The 23982-nt window shown below is 71.8% G+C and carries 1 protein-coding gene; it reads right to left on the reverse strand.

Translation table 11 applies throughout. The annotated features are described in order from the left end of the window. Positions 1-44 precede the first annotated feature (44 nt). Positions 45-23903, reverse strand: coding sequence for a non-ribosomal peptide synthetase (locus MB1_RS16320; RefSeq protein WP_066909483.1), 23859 nt, complete (start codon positions 23901-23903; stop codon positions 45-47). Positions 23904-23982 lie beyond the last annotated feature (79 nt).

Below are 23982 nucleotides of genomic sequence, written 5' to 3' on the forward strand. Positions count from 1 at the left end.
TGTAGCGGTCGGGCGCGCTCCGGCGCCGACCGCCGCCTTCGGGATCAGGTCCGTTCCGCCGGCCAATCCCCGTCCGTCGCCGCCCGCAACACCGTGCGGTCGGCACTCCACCGCGCCGGAATCGGTCCGGACCCGACCGCCACGACGGCGGTCAGATCCTCCGCCTCGCTCGGGTCGTCGCCGAGCAGACCGATCGGTACGAAGGCGTGGGTCACCCACTCCTCCACCAGCACGTCGATCAGGGCGGTCCCGTCGGCGACCGGTTCGTCCGCGCGCACGACCGCCGCGCCCGATACCGCCGCGGTGAACATCTCGAACGCCGCCGCGACCGGACCCGCCGCGCCGAAGGTGCGGGACTGCTCGTCGACGGCCAACCGCTCGCGCAGGTCATCGACCACCCCCATCGCCTCCGCCCGGCTGAACGTCCGGCCGGTCGCGGTGATCAGGAACGGCTCCTCGGGTTCGAGTCGGCTGCCGCGGTCGGCGTAGCTGATCGGCGCTGCCGACCTTCCGGCCGTCTCGGCGACCAACTCCGGGTCGTCGAGCAGCAGCCGCGCATCGGCCCACCGGGAGGCGCCGGCGTCGGCCGCGATCGCCGCCTGCCGGGCCGAGTCGATGATCAGCAGGTCGACCGGGTGGTCCGGACCGCTGATCGTCGCGGCGGAGCCCTCCAACGGCACGATGGCGGCCCCGATCTTCGCCAGCGCCCACAGCAGTTCGACCGTTCGCGGGGTCCGGTCGATCGCCACCGCGATGCGCGATCCGGGTTCGACCCCCCGATCGATCAGCGCACGCGCCAGGCGCGACGAGCCGGCGTCGATGTCGGCGTAGGTCAGATCGCTCTCACCGAGGACGACCGCCGGCGCGTCCGGATCGGTCTCGACCATCTCCGCCAATGCGGCGGCGATCGTCGTGCGGGTGGTCTCCGCGATCGGCACGTGCGCGGCGGCGGCGCTCATCGCGGCGATCTCGGCGGCGTCGACCAGGGCGATGTCCTCGACGGCCGCCCGGGGGTCGGCGACGAAGGCCCGCAGGACCCGGGCGAGACGCTCGCCGAGCGCCACGGCCTCGGCGGAGTCGATCACGGTGGTCTGCCACTTCAACCGCACCCGCATCCGCTCGCCGGGAGCGATCAGGATCGTCAGCGGGTAGTGCGAGCCGTCGCGCAGGTCGACGCCGGCGACGGTCATGCCGTCGATGTCGGCGCCGGCGGTCTCGATCGTCGACGCGTCGATCGGGTACGACTCGTACACCAACAACGTGTCGAAGCCCGCGCCCGCGCCGGCGGCCCGGACGATATCGGGCAGCCCGATGTGATGGTGCTCGAGCAGTGCGGTCGAGTCGGTCTGGACCTCGCGGATCACCTCGGCGATCGTCGCTCCGGACCGCGGGTGGACCCGAACCGGGATCGTGTTGATGAACAGGCCCGCGATCGAATCGGCGTCGGGCAGTTCCGCCGGCCGGCCGGAGACCGTCGAGCCGAACACCACGTCGGTGCGGCCGACGGTTCGACCGAGCAGCACACCCCAGGCCGATTGCACGATCGTATTGACCGTCACGCCCAGTTCGGCGGCCAAAGCGGCCAGGGCGGTGGTGGTCTCGGCGTCGAGCACGACGTCCCGACTCTCGACGACACCGTCGCCGGTCGCCTCGCGGCGGGCGAGCAGGGTCGGCTCGGTGGTGCCGTCGAGCGCGCGCTGCCAGGCCGCGAGCGAGTCCTCCCGATCGCGGGCGTCGAGCCACCGCAGGAAGGAGCCATAGCTCGCCGGCGAGGGCAGCGCCGCCGCGTGGGACCGGGCGGCGTAGAGCACCAACAGGTCGCGCAGCAGGATCGGCATCGACCAGCCGTCGATCACCACGTGGTGCACGGTGATCCCGAGTTGATACCGGTCGTCGGCGAGGCGGATCAGCGACATCCGCACCAGCGGCGGGGTCGCCAGGTCGAAGCCGCGCGCGACGTCGGCCGCGGTCGCCGCGGCGGCGGCCGCCTCCGGGTCGCTCTGCTCGCGCGCGTCGAGATACGTCCACGGCAGGTCGATATCGCGCACGATCAGCTGCACGGTGCGGCCGGCGTCGTCGAGCACGAACGCGGCGCGCAGGTTCTCGTGCCGGTCGAGCAGCGCCGCCGCCGCGGCGTGCATGCGGTCGACGTCGACGGTTCCGGTCAGATCGACCGCCGCCTGCATCGTGTACGCGTCCGGCCCGTCGTCGCTCATCAGCGCGTGGAAGGCCAGGCCCGCCTGCAGCGGCGCCGGCGGCCAGATGTGTTGGAGCGTCGGGTATCGCAGCGCCCACCGCTCGCGTTCGGCCTCGCCGACCTCGACGGTGATGTCGGCCTGCGGGTCGGTCGACGACGCGACGCCCTCGGTCGCCGCGGCGGCGATCCCCTCGACGGTGCGCCGCTCGAAGACGTCGGCCGGCCGCAGGGTCAGCCCCAGCGCGCGAGCCCGCGCGACGAGGCGGATCGAGGCGATGCTGTCGCCGCCCAGGGCGAAGAAGTCGTCGTCGAGTCCGACGCCGGTGCGGCCGTCCCCGCCGACCTCGTCGTCCGCGGCGTCCTCGCCGACCCCGAGGACCTCGGCGAAGGCGGTGGCCACGACGATCTGCTTGGCGGTCGTCGGGGCGCGGTACTGCGTTTTTTCGATCGGCGGCGCCGGCAGGGCGGCGCGATCGAGCTTGCCGTTCGGGTTGAGCGGCAGGGTGTCCAGGACGACCAGGACCGCCGGAACCATGTACGACGGCAACGCCTTGCGCAGTGCGTCGAGCGTGGCGGCGGTGTCGATCGACCCGCCCGGGTGGGCGACGACGTAGCCGACGAGCCGCTCCCCCGCGCGGTCGGTGTGCAGCAGCACCGCCGCCGAGGCGATGTCCGGTCCCGCGGTCAGCGCGGTCTCGATATCGCCGAGCTCGATGCGGAAGCCGCGCACCTTCACCTGGAAGTCCGAACGCCCGACGTACTCGAGCGCGCCGCCGGCCGTGCGGATCACGACGTCGCCGGTGCGGTACATCCGGGTGCCCGGCGCGGTGACGTCGTCCCGACCGGCGTACGGGTCGGCGACGAAGCGGTCCGCGGTCAGATCCGTCCGTCCGTGGTAGCCGCGCGCCAACTGAACGCCGGCGAGATAGAGCTCGCCCGGCACCCCGACCGGAACGGGCCGCAGACGTGCGTCGAGGACCCGCACCGCGGTATTCCACTCGGGCACACCGATCGGCACGACCGAGGTGTCGGTGTCCCCGACCGGATGCACGGTCACCGAGACGGCGGCCTCGGTCGGCCCGTACAGGTTGTACAGCCGGCCGGAGCCGGCGGCGCGGTACTGCTGGGCGGTCGCCGCGGGCAGCGCCTCGCCGATCGCCAGGACGTGTCGCAGATCGGTCGGCAGGTCGCCGTCGATCGTCAACGCCTGCAACATCGACGGCACCACGTGCAGGGTGGTGACCGCCTCGCGGCGCATCACCGCGTTGAGGTACGCCGGGTCGGTCTGACCACCGGGTGCGGCGATCACCAGGGCCGCACCGTAGACGGCCAACGCCCAGAACTCCCAGACCGACAGGTCGAAGGTCGCCGCGGTCTTCAGCAGGACCCGATCGTCGGCGTCGAGGCCGAAGTAGTCACGGTTCCAGAGCATCTGGTTGACCACCGCGGCGTGCGGCAGGGCGACACCCTTGGGCACACCGGTCGAGCCGGACGTGAAGATCACGTAGGCCAGGTGCTGCGCGTCGAGCGGCGCGATCCGGTCCGCGTCGGTGACCGGGGCGTCCGACCAGCCGTCGAGGGCGACGGTGTCGACCGCGATGACGCGGTCGGTCGGATAGCCGACCCGCTCGGCGGTATCGCCGCCCGCGGCCACCAGCAGCAGCTGCGGATGCGCCCCGTCGACGATCGCCCGCACGCGGTCGGTCGGCTGCGACGGTTCGATCGGCACATAAGCGCCGCCGGCGAGCACGATCGCGTACATCCCGGTCACCAGGTCGATACCGCGTTCGATCGCGACGGCGACCGGAACGTCCGGTCCGACACCACGATCGATCAGCAGGCGGGCCAATCGCCGCACCCGCCTGGCGAAGGTGATCGTGTCGATCCGGGTGTCGTCGGTGATCAGCGCCGGCTGCGCCGGGTGGGCGGCGACGGTCCGCTCGAACAGCCCGGCGAGGGTGGCGGTCGCATCGGCACCGAGGTCGTGTCCGGTGTCGTTGGAGGTCTCCAGGGCGCGCCGCTCGTCGGCGTCGAGGATCTCGATATCCCCGACCGCCACGGTCGGATCGGCGACCACCGCCACCAGCACCCGGGTGAGCCGATCGAGCATGGTGCGCACGGTGGACTCGTCGAACAGATCGGTCGCATAGGTCATCACACCGGAGACGCCGCGGGCCGAACCGTCCGGCGCATAGGTATCGCCGACGATCAGGTGCAGGTCGAACTGGGAGGTCCCCAAGTCGGCCTCGACCGCCGAGACCGTCAGATCCGGCAGTTCGAGCCGGGTCGCCGTCAGGTTCTGGAAGGACAGGCCCACCTGGAAGATCGGGTGCCGGGCGGTCGACCGCTCCGGCGCGAGCACCTCCACCAGACGCTCGAAGGGCACGTCCGCGTTGGCGAACGCCGACAGGTCGGCCTCGCGGGTGCGGGCCAGCAGCGCTGCATAGGGCTCCGCCGCGTCGACCCGGGTACGCAGCACCAGGGTGTTGACGAACATGCCGATCAGATCGTCGAGCGCCGCATTGCCGCGCCCGGCGATCGGGGTGCCGATCGCGATGTCGTCGCTGCCGGACAGTCGAGCCAGCAACGCCGCGAAGGCGCTGTGGATCACCATGAACAGCGTCGCACCGCGGGCCTGCGCGGCGGCGACGAGCCGGGCGTGCAGGTCGGCGTCGATCGACCACTCGACCGAACGTCCGGACAGGGTCTGGATCGCCGGGCGCGGATGGTCGGTCGGCAGATCGAGCTGATCGGGCACCCCGGCCAGCGCCCCGCGCCAGAAGTCGATCTGCGCGGAGATCACCGATGCCGCATCGGTTTCCGAACCGAGCACGGCACGCTGCCAGAGCGTGTAGTCGGCGTACTGCACCTCGAGCGGCTGCCAGGCCGGGTCCTCGCCGCGACGGCGCGACTCGTAGGCGACCATCACATCGCGGGTCAGCGGTCCCAGCGAGGATCCGTCGGCCGAGATGTGGTGCACCACGAAGACGAGGATGTACTCGTCCGCTCCGGCGCCGCGCTCGCCGTTCACCCGGAACAGCTTGGCCCGCAGGGGCGTATCGGTGGTGACGTCGAACGGCGCGGTCGCGATGGCGCCGACCGCGGAGACCAGGTCCGCCTCGTCGATCTCGTCGACGTCCAGATCGATGCGCGCGTGGTCGATCGAGGTGATCACCTGCACACCGGTCCCCTCGACCTCCGGGTACACCGTGCGCAGCACCTCGTGCCGGGCGACGACGTCGTTGACCGCCGCACGCAGGGCGGCCACGTCGAGGTTGCCGGTCAGCCGGATCGCGGCGGGCAGGTTGTAGGCCGCGGACCGCTCGTCGAAGCGGTTGAGGAACCACATCCGCTGCTGGGCATAGGACAACGGGATCGTGTCCGGCCGCTCCCCGGCGGTCAGCGGCGCCGCACCGGTGCCGCCGGCCAGGCCGGTGACCGCGTCGGCGACCCCGGCGACCGTGGCGTTCTCGAACAGCACCCGCACCGGCACCCGGACCCCGAAGGCCTCCGAGAGCCGCGCGACCGCCCGCATGCCGAGCAGCGAGTTGCCGCCGAGGGAGAAGAACTCGTCGTCGAGACCGACCCGTTCGGCGTCGAGCACGTCGGCGAAGATGCCCGCGACGATCTCCTGGACCGGGGTGACCGCACCGCGGAATTCCCGGACGACGGCGTCGGGGACCGGCAGCGCCGCCCGGTCGACCTTGCCGGAGACGTTGAGCGGGAAGGCGTCGAGGATGACGATGCGGTCCGGCACCATGTAGCCGGGCAGCGCGTCGCCGGAGGTGCGCACCAGTTCCGATTCGACCGGCGCCGAGCCGGATTCGCCGACCACGTAGCCGATCAACCGTTCCGCGCCGCCGGAGCCGACCACGGTGACCACCGCGGCGGCCACCCCGTCGATACCGAGCAGGACCGACTCGATCTCGCCGAGTTCGATGCGCTGGCCGCGCAGCTTGACCTGGAAGTCGCTGCGCCCCACGTATTCCAGACCGGCGGCGGAGCGCACCACGACATCGCCCGTCCGGTACATGCGCTCGCCGGCGATACCCGAGACCGCGCGGGCGTCCGCACCGGCGGCAAAGGGGTCGGCCATGAAGCGTTCCGACGACAGACCCGGCCGGCCGAGGTAGCCGCGGGCGACCTGAACGCCGCCGAGGTAGAGCTCGCCGGGAACCCCGACGGGCACCGGATGCAGTCGCGCGTCGAGCACGTACAACCGCACACCGGATTCACCGACGCCGATCGACACCGCACCGGAGCCGGAGCCCTCCGCGGGCGCCCAGGTCACCGAGACCGCGGCCTCGGTCGGGCCGTAGACATTCCACACCCGTGCGGCGGCGACCTCGGTGAAGGCGCGCACCGCCTCGACCGAGAGCGCCTCGCCGATCACCAGGACGTCGCGCAGCGAACCCAGCAGCCGGCGCGCGTCCGGCCCCTTCACCGTCTGCGCGAAGACCACCAGCATCGAGGGCACGAAGTCGGTGAGCGTCACCGCGAACCGATCGACCAGTCCGGCGAGGTACAGCGGGTCGCGATGCCCCTCGGGCGAGGCGAGCACCACCGAGCCGCCGGTCGCCTGCGGGACCAGATAGCCCCACATCGACACGTCGAAGGTCACCGGCGTCTTCTGCAGGTAGATGTCCTCCGGCGCGAACGCGAATTCATCCGCGATCCACAGCATCTGGTTGACGATCGCCTCGCGGGAGACGACGACACCCTTCGGCTTGCCGGTCGATCCGGAGGTGAACAGCACATAGGCGCCGGCCGATCCGGCCGGCGCACCCGTGCGCTCCGCGGCGGTCAGCAGCCCGCGATCGGCCGGTACCGCGGCGGTCGCCGCCGGGGTGTCGATAGCGATCACCCGGGCCGGGTCGATGTCGAAGCGTTCGGCGAAGCCGAGGTCCGACGACGACAGCACGGTCGCGGACTCCCCGATCACCGACAGCACGAACCGCACCCGATCGGCCGGATGGTCCGGGTCGATCGGGACGAAGACGCCGCCGGCCTCGAGCACCGCGTACATGCCGACCACCAGGTCGACGCCGCGGCGCAGGCCGAGCACCACCGGCACCTCGGCCTCGACGCCGAGGGAGACCAGCAGGCGGGCCAGGCGGCCGACCCGCTCCCCCAGCTGCGCATAGGTCAGCGTCGCACCGTCGTCGGTGATCAGCGCGGGCGCGTCGGGGGTCCGCTCGACCCACCCGCGGAAGCCGGCGAGCACATCGCCGGCGCCGATGAAGCCGGCCGCCGGGGCCTTGTCGATCGGCGCGGGCGCCGAGGCGTCACCACCGGGCAGCAGCGCGCCGGTCTCGGCGACGGTCACCACGGTAGGCACCACCAAAGGCGCACCGCCCCACAGCGATACCGAATCGGCCCATTCCCCGTCGAGTAGCAGCGGGATATCACCGACCGCCGCGTCGGGCTGCGCGGTGACCGCCGCGAGCAGCGCGGCGAACCGCTGCTGCAGACCGATCACCGACGCCTCGTCGTACAGATCGGTGGCGTAGGTCCACTGCACCGACCAGCCGTCGCCGCCCGCGAGGGTCTGCTCGACGACGGTCAGCTGCAGGTCGAAGCGCGCCATCTCGGCGTCCGCGGTCAACCCCTCGATCCGCAGGCCCGGCAGCTCGAGGTCGGTGACCCCGAGGTTCTGGAAGAACAGCGCCACCTGGAAGAGCGGATGACGGCCCTGCGAACGCGGCGGGTCGATCGCCTCGACCAACCGCTCGAAGGGAACGTCGGCGTTGGCGAAGGCCCCGAGGTCGGCGTCGCGGGCGACGGCAACCGCGTCCGCGAATCCGGCGGTCGGGTCGATCCCGGTACGCAGCACCAGGGTGTTGACGAACATGCCGACCAGGTCGTCGAGGGCGCGTTCGCCGCGACCGGCGACCGGGGTGCCGATCACGACGTCGGCCGCGTTCGACAGCCGGCCGATCAGCACCGCCAATGCCGCGTGCACGACCATGAACTCGGAAACGCCGAGCTGCCGCGCGAGGGCGTGCACCCGGTCGACGACGTCCGTGTGGAGGTCGAAGCGCACCGCACCGCCGCGCCCGGTCGCGACCAGCGGCCGCGGCCGATCGGTCGGCAGGGCCACCTCGTCGGGGATACCGGCCAATCGCTGCCGCCAGTAGCCGATCTGCCGGGCGGCGGTCGAGGTCGGATCGGCATCGTCGCCGAGGACGGCGTGCTGCCACAGGGTGTAGTCGGCGTACTGCACCGTCAGCGGCGCCCAGCCGGGGGCGGTCCCCTGGCGGCGAGCCTCATAGGCCACCACCACATCCCGGGTCAGCGGCACCATCGAGGAACCGTCGCCGGCGATGTGGTTGACCACGACCACCAGCAGATGTTCGTCGTCGCCGACCCGCAGCAGATGTGCCCGCGCGGGCACCTCGGTGGTGACGTCGAACCCGGTGGTGACCAGGTCGACCACCCGGGCGGTCGGGTCGGCTCCGGTGCGATCCTCGACAACCAGATGCGGTACCCGCTCGTCGTCGACGGGCAGGACCACCTGGTGGCCGACCCCGTCGACCTGCGGGTAGAAGGTGCGCAGGGTTTCCTGCCGCTCGACCACATCGCTCAACGCGGCGCGCAGGGCATCGACGTCGAGGTCGCCGATCAGGCGCAGCCCGATCGGGATGTTCTCCATCGCGGAGGTCGGGTCGAGGCGGTTGAGGAACCAGATCCGGTTCTGCGCCGACGACAGCGGGATCTGCGCCGGGCGCGGTCCGGCGACCAGCGCCGGCACCGCCACCCCGGCCTCGGCGTGCGCGAGGTGCGCGGCCAGGGCCTCGACGGTCGGGTTCTCGAAGACCGTGCGCACACCGACCCGCACCCCGAGGGCGTCACTCAGGCGCGCCGACAGGCGGGTGGCGATCAGCGAATTGCCGCCGATGGCGAAGAAGTCGTCGTCCAGGCCGATCCGCTCGCGATCGAGTACCTCGGCGAAGACACCGGCCACGGTCACCTCGGTCGCCGTCTCCGGCGCCCGGAACCGTCCGGCGGTGAACGTCGGCTCCGGCAGCGCGCGGCGGTCGATCTTGCCGTTCGCGGTGAGCGGCATCTCGTCGAGCACCATGATCGCAGACGGAACCATATGCGCGGCAAGGCGTTCGGAGACGGCGTCGATCAGCTCGTCCGCCGTGACGGACGCCCCGGCGCGCGGCACCACATACGACACCAGGGTCGCGGTGTCGTCGGCGCCGCGGTGGACGACCGTCGTGGCGAACTCGACCGCCGGGTGGCGCACCAGTTCGGCGTCGATCTCGCCGAGCTCGATGCGGAAGCCGCGGACCTTGACCTGGGTATCGGCTCGGCGCACGTAGTCCAGCTGCAGCGAACCGTCGGCATCGACGATCCAGCGGACCACGTCACCGGTGCGGTAGATCCGATCGCCCTCGGTGGTGCCGACGGGGAAGGGATTGGCGACGAACCGCTCGGCGCTCAGGCCGGGGCGGTCGTGATAGCCGCGAGCGACGCCCGGTCCGGCGAGGTAGAGCTCGCCGGCGACACCGACCGGCGCCGGACGCAGGCCGTCGTCGAGGACCAGGGCGGTCACCCCGCGCAGCGGCTCGCCGATCGGCATGGGGTCGCCCTCGACCAGCGGTCGCGAGCTGGTGGCGAGAATCGTTGCCTCGGTGGGTCCGTAGACGTTGAAGTAACGCCGTCCGCGGGACCACCGCACCATGACGTCGATCGGATAGGCCTCGCCACCGACCATGATCGATTCGATCCGCGGCAGGTCGCCCGGATCCATCGACTGCAGGGCGGCCGGGGTGATGAAGGCATGGGTCACCCCACCGTCGGCGAGCACCTCGGTCAGTTCCCGTCCGCCGTAGACGGTGTCGGGAACGATCACCATCGCCGCGCCGGAGCCGACGGCGAGCAGCAGTTCGAGCATCGAGGCGTCGAAGCTCGGCGACGAGAAGGCCATGGTGCGCGACCGCTCGTCGACGACGAACCGCTCGCGCATCTCCTCGGCCAGCGAGACCAGCCCGCTGTGGGTGACCTCGACGCCCTTGGGCAGACCGGTCGAGCCGGAGGTGTAGATGACGTAGGCGACGGCCTGCGACGAGATCGGCAGCAGCCGATCGACGTAGCTGATCGGATCGTCCGACAGTGCCGCGAGCCGGCTCTCGATCTGCGGGTCGTCGAGCACGATCCACTCGGTGTCGGCGGCCGGGCGCAGCGCGTCGGCGAACCGGGAGGTGGTGATACCCAGGCGCACACCGGAATCGGTGAGCATGTGGGCGATACGGTCGGCCGGATAGTTCGGGTCGACCGGCACGAACGCCGCACCGGTTTTTGCAACCGCCCACACCGCGGCGACCGACTCGATCGACCGGGTGATGCCGATCGCGACGAACGTCTCGGTCGACGCGCCGCGCTCGATCAGCATCCGCGCGATGCGCGAGGTCCACATGTCGAGTTCGTCGTAGGTCAACGACACCTGAGCCGGGGTGGAACCGGCGGACCGGTCACCGAGCACGACCGCCGGTGCGTCCGGGTCGATCTCGACCGCGGCAGCCAGCAGCGCGGGCAGCGTCTCGTGGTCCCACCAGCCGTCGCCGCGGCGGGTGGTCAGCGCGGTCAGTTCGGCCGGCTCGAGCAGTTCGATCGCGGCGACCGTCGAGGACGGCTCGGCGATCACCGCGCGCAGGACCCGCTCGAATCGGCGGGCGAAGGCGTCGATGTCGACGTCGTCGAAGATGTCCGCCGCGTAGGTCAGGTCGACCACATAGGAGCCGCGCGCGTTGGCGTTCACGGCGGTCTCACCGATCGTTACCTGCAGGTCGAACCGGGCGAAGGCGACCGGGTCCTCGATCGCCGAGACCGTCAGCCCCGGCAGCTCGATGTCGACGTCGCCGAACATGTTCTGGAACGACAGGGCGACCTGGAAGAGCGGGTGGCGGCCGGGCGAGCGCGGCGGATCGAGGATCTCGACCAGACGCTCGAACGGCACGTCGGCGTGCCCGAAGGCGCCGAGGTCGGCGTCGCGCACGCGGGCGAGCAGCTCGGTCACCGTGTCGCCGGGGGCGACGGCGGTGCGCAGCAGCAGGGTGTTGACGAACATGCCGATCAGCTCGTCGAGGGCGCGTTCGCCACGACCGGCGATCGGCGAACCGATCACCACATCGCGGCTCGAGCCCAGGCGCGAGAGGGTGATCGCCAGCGCGGTGTGCACCACCATGAACGGGGTGACGCCGCGGCTGCGGGCCAGCGCCTCGACGCCCGCCCGGATCGTCTCGTCGAGCGACAGCCGCTTCGATGCCCCGCGACCGGAGAACTCGGCCGGTCGCGGCTTGCTCGCGGGCAGGTCGAGCTGCTCGGGCAGGTCTTCGAGAGTGCGCCGCCAGTAGGCGATCTGGTCGGCGATCACCGAGTCCGGATCCGCCTCGTCGCCGAGGTAGTCGCGCTGCCAGAGCGCGAAGTCGGCGTACTGCACCGCGGGCGCCGGGCGGTCATCGGTCAGCCCCGCGGCGCGGGCGGCGTAGGCGGCCACCAGATCCCGGGTCAGCGGTCCCATCGAGACCCCGTCGGCGGCGATATGGTGCGCGACGACGACCAGGACGTACTCGTCGACCGCGGCCTCCAGCAGCGCGACGCGCACCGGCACGGCGGCGGTCACGTCGAAGCCCTCGGACATCAGCGCGACGACGTCGTCGTGGACCCGTTGCGGGCTGCTCGTGCGGACCCGGAGGGTCGGCACGAGCGGATCGTCGGCCGGCAGGATCAGCTGGTAGCCGACCCCGTCGTGCTCCGGGTACATCGTCCGCAGGATCTCCTGGCGGGCGACGACGTCGGCGACCGCCTCGGCGAAGACCGCCGGGTCGATCATCCCGGTCAGCCGGACGGCGACCGGGATGTTGTTCGCACCGGAGGTCGCGTCGAAGCGCCCCAGGAACCACATCCGGTTCTGCGCGTACGACAGCGGGATTCGTTCCGGGCGCGGGCGCGCGGTCAGTTCGACTCGGCCGCTGCCGGCGGTCGGCGCGACGCGCTCGGCCAGGGCGGTGACGGTCGATTCCTCGAAGATCACCCGCACCGGGACGGTGGTGCCGAAGGCCTCGCCGAGGCGTGCGGCCAATCGGGTGGCGACCAGCGAGTTGCCGCCGAGGTCGAAGAAGTCGTCGTCCGCGCCGACCGGAGCACCGTCGCGTTCGCGGCCGAGGACCTCCGCGAAGATGCCCGCGACGATCTGTTCGGCGGGGCCGACCGGGGCCCGGAAGTCGCGGGCGGTGATCTGCGGGATCGGCAGCGCCGCCCGGTCGATCTTGCCGTTCGCGGTCACCGGAATCGACTCGACGACCACGACCGCCGCCGGGACCATATAGCCGGGCAGGTGCTCGGTGGCCTCGGCGATCAGTCGGCTCGGCTCGGGGCGGGCTCCCGGTTCGGGCACCACGTAGCCGACCAGTTGTTCTCCGGCGGAGTCGATCTCGCGTACCAGGGTCACGGCAGTGGCCACCCCGTCCGCGGCGGCCAGCACCGAGCTGATCTCGCCGAGTTCGATGCGCAGACCGCGGATCTTGATCTGGTCGTCGGAGCGGCCCAGGTAGTCGAGGACACGGCCGTCGACGCTGTCGTCCCCGTCGTTCGGGTTCGCCACCCAGCGGACGATGTCGCCGGTGCGGTAGAGCCGCGGCCCGCCGAGCGGGCCGTCGGCGTCGCGGAACGGGTTGGCGACGAAGCGCTCCGCGGTCAGCGACCGCTGCCCGTGGTAGCCGAGCGCGACGCCCGGCCCCGACAGGTAGAGCTCACCGGCGATACCGAAGGGCACCGGCTGCAGGCGGTCGTCGAGGACCACCGCCAGCACGCCGCGCATCGGCCGGCCGACCGGGACCGCGCCGGACCGCGCCGTCAGCGGTTCGGAGGCCAGCGAGACGGCGGTCGTCTCGGTCGGTCCGTAGACGTTGAGCAGGTTGCGGCCGGGCGCCCAACGCGCGACCTGCTCGGCGGGTACCGCCTCGCCGCCGGCGAGCAGCCAGCGCAGATCCGGTACCGCGGCCGGGTCCATCGACGCGAGCACCGCCGGGGTGATGAAGGCATGGGTCACCCCCGAGGCTGCGATCAGGTCGGTCAGCTCGGCCCCGGCGTAGACGCGGGCCGGCGAGATCACCAGCGGCGCAACGCCGGCGAGCATCATCCCCAACTCCAGGATCGACGCGTCGAAGCTCGGCGAGGACACCGCCAGCACCCGCGACCGCTCGTCGACGGCGATCCGGTCGCGCAGATCCGCGACCAGGCTCGCCACGCCGCGATGGCTGACCGCGACGCCCTTGGGGCGACCGGTCGAACCGGAGGTGTAGATCATGTACGCCCGGCGACCGGAGAGGATCGCCACGCCGCGCTCGGCGTCGTCGATCGCGGCACCCGACAGGGCGGCGATCGCGTCGAGCACATCGGCGTCGTCGAGCACCGTCCAACGCACGGCTGCACCGCTCGCGGCGGCGACCTCGTCGTGGTGGGCGAGCGAGGTGATCCCCACGGTCGCACCGGAGTCCGACACCATATGCGCGATGCGATCCGCCGGATAGCTCGGATCGATCGGGACGAAGGTGGCGCCCGCGGCGAGCACGCCCCAGATCGCCTCGGCGAGCCGGACCGAGCGCGGCAGCGCGATCGGCACGACATCGCCGGGCCGCACGCCGATCGTCCACAGGTACCGGGCGATGCGATGCGCGGACTCCCGCAGCCCGCCGTAGGTCACCTCGACGTCGCCGTCGATCAGCGCGAGAGCGTCGGCGGCGGGGGCGGCGAGCAGATCGAGCAGCGTCTCGTCCGCCCACCCGCCGGCGCCGACCGCAGCGGTGAGTTCGCGGGCCTCGCCGGGCAGCAGGATGTTCAGGTCGCCGACCGGGGTCTTCGCCTGGCCCGGCACGTCCCGCAGCAGCAGCTCGAGCCGGCGACCGAAGGACTCGATCGTCGCCCGATCGAACAGATCGGTGGCGTAGATCAATTCGATCGCCCAGCCGCCTGCGGCGGTATCGGCCACGGTGACCTGCAGGTCGAACTTGGCGGCCGGCTCCGAGATCTCCGGCGCGGTCACCGACAGCCCGGGCACCTCGAAGGTGTCGCCGCCGAGGTTCTGGAAGGCCAACGCCACCTGGAAGAGCGGATGCCGCCCGCGCGAACGCGGCGGGTCGAGCACCTCCACCAGCCGCTCGAACGGGATGTCCGCGTTGCCGAAGGCACCGAGATCCGCCTCGCGGGCCTCGGTGAGCAGTTCACCGAAGGAACGGTTCGGGTCGATGGCGGTGCGCAACACCAGGGTGTTGACGAACATGCCCACCACGTCGTCGAGGGCGCGTTCACCGCGACCGGCGACCGGGGTGCCGACCACGACGTCGGCGCTGCCGGACAGCCGTCCGACCAGGGTGGCCAGGACGGCGTGCATCACCATGAACTCGGTGGCACCGAATTCCCGGGCCACCTCGCGGGCGCCCTGGACGACGCCGGCGTCGACGTCGAATCGCACCGACGCGCCGCGGCCGGACGCGACCAGCGGCCGCTGGCGGTCGAGCGGCAGGCCCACCTCGTCCGGGACTCCGGCGAGGCGATCGCGCCAGTAGGCCACCTGCTGGGCGGCCATCGACTGCGGATCGGTCTCGTCGCCGAGCAGCGACCGCTGCCAGACCGCGTAGTCGGCGTACTGCACCGCCGGCGGCGTCCACTGCGGCGCGACGCCGGAATGGCGCGCGGCGTAGGCGATCACGATGTCGCGGGTCAGCGGCTCCATCGAGAAGCCGTCCGCCGCGATGTGATGCGCCACCAGCACCAGGACGTGATCGGTGGGCGTGACCTCGAAGGCGGTCACCCGGATCGGTACCGCGGCGGTGACATCGAAGCCCTCCGCCAGCGCGGCGGTCACCGCGTCGGAGACCTCCGCCGCCGAGACCGTCTCGTGCCGCAGCCGCGGCACCCGGGCGTCATCGACATCGAGGATCTCCTGGTGGCCGACCCCGTCGAGCTCCGGATAGACCGTGCGCAGCGACTCGTGCCGGGCCACCACATCGGCGACCGCCGCGTTGAGCGCGGGCGCGTCGAGTTCACCGGTCAGCCGCAACACGACCGGGATGTTGTTGATCCCCGACTCGGTGTCGAGGCGGGAGAGGAACCACATCCGGGTCTGCGCCGGGGACAGCGGGATCCGCTGCGGGCGACGGACCGGACGCAGCACCGGCCGCGAGCCGCTGCCCACGGTCGGCTCGAGCAGTCGGGCGAGGTGTTCGACGTCGGGCGCCTCGAAGACGGTGCGCACCGCGACGGTGGTGTGCAGCTCGTTGCCCAGTCGGGAGACCAGTCGGGTGGCGATCAGCGAGTTGCCGCCCAGCTCGAAGAAGTCGTCGTCGAGGCCGACGCGATCGCGGCCGAGCAACTCGGCGAAGACGTCGGCGACCACCCGTTCGATGTGGGTCTGCGGCGCCCGGAATTCGCGTTCCCGATGCACCGGCGCGGGCAGCGCCTTGCGGTCGACCTTGCCGTTGCTGTTCTGCGGCAGGGCGTCGAGGATCATCATCGACTCGGGGACCATGTACGACGGGATCGCCGCGCGCAGGGATGCGTCGATCGCCTCGAGGTCGAGCGCGCCGCCCGGGCGCGGGACGACGTAGCCGACCAGCCGATCGCCGAGGTCGCCGGAGAAGACGGTCGCCGCGGCGTCGACCACGCCCGGCGCCGCCCGCAGTGCCGCTTCGATATCGCCGAGCTCGATGCGGAAACCGCGCAGCTTGACCTGGAAGTCGGCGCGGCCGACGAAGTCGAGTTCGCCGTCGGCGCCGCGTCGCCAGGTGACCAGGTCACCCGAGCGGTACATCCGCTCGCCCGCGACGAAGGGGCTCGCGACGAATCGTTCGGAACTCAGCGCCGGCGCGGCGGCGTAGCCGCGGGCGAGCTGGCCGCCCGCGATGTACAGCTCACCGACGACCCCCTCGGGGACCGGGCGCAGTTGGCTGTCGAGAACGTAGACCCGACAGTTGAATTCGGGAGAACCGATCGACGCGAACGGCCCGGCGGGGGCCGCGGTGATCGGGATGCGGGTCACCGAGACCGCGGCCTCGGTCGGCCCGTAGAGATTGAACAGCTCGCCCGTGCCGTCGGCCAGGTGGCGGACGGCGGTATCGGCCGGCAGCGCCTCGCCGATCGACAGGATGCGCCGCAGCGCCGGACCGTAGGGCTGGGTGTCGGTGGTCTGCAGGGCCTGCAAGGCCGAGGGCACCAACGACAGGGTGGTGACCGACTCGTCGCGCAGCAGGGTCGCCAGCGCTTCCGGGTCGCCGCTCGCCTCGGCGTCGGCGATCACCAGTCGGCCGCCGCAGAAGACCGCGGACCAGAACTGCCAGACGGACAGGTCGAAGGTCGCGGCGGTATGCAGCAGCACGACGTCGTCGGCGGACTGGTCGAAATAGTCAGTCATCCAGAGCAACTGGTTGACCACCGCCTGGTGCGGCAGCGTCACCCCCTTGGGCGTGCCGGTCGAACCCGAGGTGAACAGCACATAGGCGGCATTGCTCGGGTCGACCGCGACCTCGGCGAGGGCGGCCCCACCGGGGGCCGGCGCCGCCGCGAGGGTCAGCACCTCGCGGTCGCCGAGGTCCGGCAGCCGGACGCCGTCGACGGTCAGCACGATCGTCGCCCCGGCGGTGGCCAGGATGCGCTCGAGCCGCTCGACCGGCTGGGCCGGATCGATCGGCAGGTAGGCGCCGCCGGCGAGGGTGATCGCGTACATCGCGACCACCAGCTCGACGCTGCGCGGGATCGCGATCGCGACCGGAACCTCCGGCCCGACACCACGATCGCGCAGTCCGGCCGCGATCGGTTCGACCGCCGCACGCAGCTGCCCGTAGTCGATCGTGCGACCGCCGGAGGTGATCGCCGGGCGGTCGGCCGAGTCGTCGAAGCGGCGACGCAGCACATCGGCCAGCGTGGTCGGCGCGTCGGCGGGCCACCGGTGATCGGTGGCGTTGACCCGCTCCACGATGCGCTCGCGATCGGCGGCGGTCAGGATGTCGATATCGCCGACGGCGCGCGCCGAGCCGCCCTCGGCGACGAGCGCCGCGAGCACGGTGGCGTAGTAGCCGGCGATCGCCTCAGCGGTGGACCGATCGAAAAGCTCACTGGCGTAGGTCAATCGGCCGGTGATCCCGGACGCCGCACCGTCGGCGGCGTGGGTGTCGGTCAACATCAGGTGCAGGTCGAACTGCGAGATCTCCGCATCGGCGACGATCGGGCTGACCGTGAGCCCGGACAGCTCGAAGCGGGTCTGCGGCAGATTCTGGAACGACAGGGCGACCTGGAAGAGCGGATGCCGGGCGGTCGAACGGACCGGGTTGAGTACCTCGACCAGCCGCTCGAACGGCACATCGGCGTTCGCGAAGGCCGTCAGGTCGACGTCGCGCGTCTGCGCGATCAGGTCGTCGAAGGACATCTGCGGTTCGACGTCGGTACGCAACACCAGGGTGTTGACGAACATGCCGATGACATCCTCGAGGGCGGCATCGGGGCGGCCGAGGATCGGGGTACCGATCGCGATATCGCTGCTCGCCGACAACCGCGCCAGCAGCGCCGCCCAGACGGCATGGGCCACCATGAAGACGGTGGCGCCCCGGTCGCGGGCCAACCGCTCGAGGCCGGCGTGGACCTGCTCATCGATGGCGAACGGCACGGCGCCACCGTGGTTTCCGGCGACGGCCGGGCGCGGACGATCCGCCGGCAGGTTCAGCTGCTCCGGCAGATTCGCCAATGTCGTACGCCAGTAGTCGATCTGCCGAGCGGCCGGCGACTGCTCCTGCGATTCGTCGCCGAGCACCTCCCGCTGCCACAGCGAGTAATCGGCGTACTGCGCGACCAGCGGCGGCCACTGCGGCGCCTCACCGCGTCGGCGGGACTCGTAGGCGATCATCACATCGCGGGTCAGCGGCCCCATCGAGAAGCCGTCGGCGGCGATGTGGTGGACCACCATGATCAACACGTGTTCGGTCGGCGAGCCGTCCGGACGCAGCAGCCGCACCCGCAGCGGCACCTCGGACCGCACGTCGAAGGACGTCTCGAAGGCCTCGAGCGCCAGCGCCTCGATCCGATCGGCGGCCACGTCGACCGCGGTCAGCTCGATCGGCACCGATGCCGCGGGCAGGATCCGCTGATAGCCGACACCCTCGTGCTCCGGGTACACCGTCCGCAGCACCTCGTGCCGCTCGACGACATCACCGATCGCCGCGCGCAGCACCTCGACGTCCAGGTCGCCGCTCAGCCGCAGCGCGACGGCCATGTTGTAGGCGACCGACGAGGAGTCGAAGCGGTTGAGGAACCACATGCGCTGCTGGGCCGCCGACAGCGGGATGCGCTCCGGGCGCGGGTAGGCACCCAGCGCCGGACGGTCCTGCGACGGGGCGGCATCGACCACGGCCGCCAGTTCGCGCACGCTCGACGAGTCGAAGACCAGCCGCACCGGCACGGTGGTGCCGAGCGCCGCGCTCAGCCGCGACACCAGCTGGGTGGCGGTCAGCGAGTTGCCGCCGAGGTCGAAGAAGTTGTCGTCGGCGCCGATTCGCGGGATACCGAGGACCTGCGCGAACGCTCCGGCGACGATCTCCTCGATCGGACCGCTCGGCGCCCGGAAGTCGCGCACCTCGAAGGTCGGGATCGGCAGGGCGCGCCGGTCGAGCTTGCCGCTGGCGTTGAGCGGGAAGGCCTCGAGCACCACCAGTTGGGCGGGCACCATATACGACGGCACCACCGCGCGCACCGCCGACAGCACGGCCGCCTCGTCGACGACCGCGTTCGCCGCGGGCACCACGTAGCCGACCAGGCGGCCGCCGAGGTCGCCGGAGACCAGCGTGACCACCGCGCGGGTGATCGACGGCTGCGCGAGCAGCGCGGCCTCGATCTCGCCGAGCTCGATGCGCTGGCCCCGCAGCTTGACCTGGAAGTCGGTGCGGCCAAGGTAGGTCAGAACTCCGGCGTCGCCGCGCCGGACCACGAGATCGCCGGTGCGGTACATGCGCTCGCCGGTCCGGAAGGGATCGGCGACAAAGCGTTCGGCCGACAGGTCGCCGCGGCCGTGATAGGCCCGCGCCACCTGGGTGCCCGACAGATAGAGCTCTCCCGGGACGCCATTGGCGACCGGGTGCAGCCGGGCGTCGAGGACGTAGGCGCGCGAGTTCCACACCGGCCGACCGATCGGCACCGCCCGCTCCACCGGGCCGTCGACCTCGAATTCGGTGGCGTGCACCGTGAACTCGGTCGGCCCGTAGAGGTTGTGGACCTTGGCGTTCGAGACCGCGGACAGCGTCCGCAAGGTTTCCGCGTCGAAGGCCTCACCGGCGACGAGCACGGCGCGCAGCGAGGTGATCGCGGCCGGGTCGACACCCGCGCCGAAGGCGGCGAGCATCGACGGGACGAACGAGGTCAGCGTGACCGCCTCGTCGGCGATCACCTGCTGCAGGTAGGCCGGGTCGCGGTGGCCGTCCGGGGAGGCGACCACCAGGCGCGCGCCGAAGCACAACGCGGAGAACAGCTCCCACAGCGACACGTCGAAGGTCGCCGGGGTCTTGAACAGCACGACGTCGTCGGCGTTGACCGCGAACCGGTCGGCGATCCAGGCGATCTGGTTGACCAGGGAGCGGTGCGAGATCACCACGCCCTTGGGCTTGCCGGTCGACCCGGAGGTGAACAGCAGGTAGGCGGCCTGATCCGGCAGGATCTGCACCGGGATCGCGGACGGTTCGGCCGACGTGTCCGGCGCGGCCGCGACGTCGAGGATCGTCGCCGTCGCGGGCACGATCGCGGCGGTGTCCGCGGTGACCAGCACGGCCGTCGGGGCGGCGGCCTCGAGGACGTAGGCGATGCGATCCGCCGGGTGGTCCGGGTCGATCGGCACATAGGCGCCGCCGGCGGCCATGGTGGCGAGCATGGCGGTCACCCATTCGGGTGACCGTCGAATCACCAGCGCCACAGCACTTTCCCGGCCGACTCCGGCGTCGCGCAGACGCGCGGCCAGGGCGGTGACCCGCCCGGCGAGCTCGGCGAAGGTGATCGAGGAGCCCTCGTGGCGCAGGGCGACGGCATCGGGGGTCGCGGCGGCCCGGTCGAGGAACAGTTCGATGACACTGCGGTCGGGGACGGGGTGGTCCCCGCCGTCGGCGTCCGCGCGCACGGCGGTCGACTCGGCGGTGTCGAGCAGGTCGATGTCGCCGACCACCACGGTCGGGTCGTCGAGGACGGCGCCGAGGACCCGGACGAGCCGGTCGGCGAAGCTGCGCATCGTGTCGGCGGAGAACAGGTCGGTGGCGTACGCGATCGTCGCGGCCAGGCCGGCCGGTTCCCCGGTCTCGGTGGTCTGCTCGATCAGCGTGACCTGGATGTCGACGCGGGACTGGTCCTCCTCGAGGGCGACCACCTCGACCGACAGACCGTCGAGTTCGAGGGCGGGCATCTGCTGGTTCTGGAACGACAGCATCACCTGGAAGAGCGGGTGACGGGCCTGCGAGCGCGGCGGGTCGAGGTCTTCGACCAGGTACTCGAAGGGCACATCCGCGTTGCCGAAGGCGCCGAGGTCCACGGTGCGCGCCCGGTCGAGCAGGGCGGCGAAGGACTCCCCCGCGTCGACTCGCAGCCGCAGCACCAGGGTGTTGACGAACATGCCGACCAGGTCGTCGAGCGCCTCCTCGCCGCGTCCGGCGATCGGGGTACCCACGACGATGTCGTCGCCGGCGGAGAGCCGCGCCAGGACGGTCGCCAGGGCGGCGTGCACCACCATGAACAGGCTGGCGTTTTTCTCGCGGGCCATAGCCAGCAGTCGACCGTGGCGCACCGCGTCGACCGAGAAGGACACCGCCGCACCATGATTGGTGGCGATCGCGGGCCGGGCACGGTCGGCGGGCAGGTCGATCTGGTCGGGCAGATCGGCCAATTCGTCACGCCAGTACTGCAATTGGCGGCTCAACACCGAGTCGGCGTCGTCCGGCGCACCGAGGACCTCGCGCTGCCACAGCGTGTAGTCGGCGTACTGGACCGCGAGCGGCTCCCAGCCGGGCGCGTGGCCGGCGGTGCGGGCGGCGTAGGCGGTCATCACGTCGCGGGCCAGCGGCGCCATCGAGAAACCGTCGGCGCTGATGTGGTACGCGACGAGCACCAGGATGTGCTCGAGCGGACCGACTTCGAACAACGCCACCCGGAACGGTGTCTCCAGGGCGACGTCGAATCCGCGGCGCACGACGTCGCGCACCCGGTCGACCACCTCGGCTTCGGACACCGCCTCCGGCGACAGCTGCGGTACCGCGTGCGAGGCGGGCACGATCACCTGATGCCCGACGCCCTCGTGTTCGGGGAAGATCGTGCGCAGCGACTCGTGCCGCTCGATGACATCGCCGATCGCGGCCTGCATGGCGCGACGGTCCAGCAGCCCGGACAGTCTCACGACCACCGGAATGTTGTTGACCGCGCTGGTGACGTCGAAGCGGTTGAGGAACCACATCCGCTGCTGAGCCAACGACAGCGGGATGCGCTCACCCCGCTCGCGCGGGGCGAGCGGGGCCACTCCGGGTCCGCCGGACGCCACGGCGACGTCGGTGGCCGCGGCCAGTTCGGCCACGGACGGCGCGTCGAAGAAGCCGCGCACGTCCAGGCGGACACCGAAGCCCGCGTTCACCCGCGAGATCACCCGGGTGGCGGACAGCGAGTTGCCGCCCAGTTCGAAGAAGTCGTCGTCCAGGCCGACCCGGTCGACGCCCAGGATCTCCGCGAAGACGCCGGCGATAGCGCGCTCGGTATCGGTGGACGGCGCGCGGTATTCGCGCACCGCCGCGGAGAAGTCCGGCTCCGGCAGGGCGCCGCGATCGGCCTTGCCGTTGGCGTTGAGCGGGATCTCCTGCAGCGGCATGTAGATCGCCGGGACCATATAGTCCGGCAGCCGCTTGCCGAGGGCGGCGATCACCGATCGACGCTCGAAGGCGACGCCGGGATCGGTGACGATATAGGCCACCAGATGGTCGCCGCGCTCCGAGGAGTGCGCGATCACGACGGCCTGTTCGATGCCGGGTACGGCCGTGAGCGCCGACTCGATCTCGCCGAGTTCGATCCGCAGGCCGCGCAGCTTGACCTGGAAGTCGGTGCGGCCCAGGTAGTCCAGGGTGCCGTCCGGGCGTCGGCGGACCAGGTCGCCGGTGCGGTACATCCGGCCGCCGGCGCGCGAGGTCGGGTCGGCGACGAAGCGGTCCGAGCTGAGGTCCGGGCGGGCGACATAGCCGCGGGCGAGCTGGATACCGGTCAGATAGAGCTCGCCGGGGGCGCCGGGCGGGACCGCGCGCAGGCGATCGTCGAGGACGAGCAGGCCGGTCTCGGGGACCGCCTTGCCGATCGGTACCGACGTGGCGTCGGCGGCGGTCACCTCGTGGTGGGTGACGTCGACCGCGGCCTCGGTCGGTCCGTAGAGGTTGTGCAGCGCGGCGGTGGAGATCTCGCGCAGCCGCGCGGCGGTGTGCGCGGGCAGCGCCTCACCGGAGGCGATCACCATGCGCAGCGAGTCGATCGCGGCGGCGGCCGGTTCGGCGACAAAAACCGCGAGCATCGAGGGTACGAAGTGGGCCACGGTCACCGATCGCCGCGCCATCAGCGTCGCGAGCACCTCGGGGTCCCGGTGGGCGTCCGGCGGGGCGATGAACAGCCGCGCGCCGACCTGCAGGGTCCAGAAGAACTCCCAGACCGATACGTCGAAGGTGAACGGCGTCTTCTGGATGATCACGTCGTCCGGGGTGAAGCGGTAGCGGTTCTGGCGCCACCGCAGGTTCGCCACGATCGCCCGGTGCGGGACCGCGACGCCCTTGGGGCGGCCGGTCGAACCGGAGGTGAAGATCACGTAGGCGGTGTGCTCCGGCAGCAGCGGGCCGAGTCGCTCGGCGTCGGTGATCGGCTCGGCATCGGCGGCCGCGGCGTCGGTCGCGGCGTCGATCTCGAGCACCGTGATCGACGGGTGCTCGGCGACGGCGGCGTCGAGTCCGGCGGACCGATCGGCGGCGGTGGTCAGCACCAACGGCGGCGTCGCGATCGACAGGATGTAGCCGACGCGGTCGGCCGGCTGGTCGGGGTCGATCGGCACATAGGCGCCACCGGCCTCGACGATCGCGTACATGCCGATCAGCAGTTCGAACGACCGGCGGATCGACAGGCCGACGCGCACCTCGGGGCCGACGCCGAGCGCGATCAGCCGACGGGCCAGCGCCCGGGCGCGGCCGGCGAACTGGTCGTAGGTGAGGGTCTCGTCGCCGAATTCGAGCGCGATCGCGTCCGGGAACTGCTCCACCCCGGCCCGGAAGAGCGCGGGCAGCGTGTCCGGGGACTGTGCGGGGGCGCCCGCGGTGCCGGCGAGCGCCTCGGCCAGGTCGGCGCGCAGATCGTCGATCGCTCGGCCCAGACCATCGCCGCCGGCGGCGACCAGATCGGGAAGCACGGTGGACACGACGACCGGCACCAGCGACTCGGCGTCGAGCGCGCCGCCCATCGACGCGTCGAAGGCGACGAGTTGTTCGTGGAACTGGGAGTAGGTGACAACGATGTCACCCTGCGACAACGCCGCACGGTCCGGCTGACTCTCGGCCAGTTCCGCGACCAGTCGCGGAACGTCTCGCACCCCCGGCAGAGCGTTCGGGGAGTGGCCGCTGTCGCCCGCTCCCGCGTCGCCGGTGCCGTGAGCGCCGCCGTCAACCATCAATCCGATTCCCTCCGTCACCGATCGCGTACGGGGATCGCGCAGCGCACGCCGACGGTCGCCCGGACATGCCCGGATG

This window comes from Millisia brevis NBRC 105863, assembly GCF_001552615.1.
Lineage (GTDB): Bacteria > Actinomycetota > Actinomycetes > Mycobacteriales > Mycobacteriaceae > Millisia > Millisia brevis.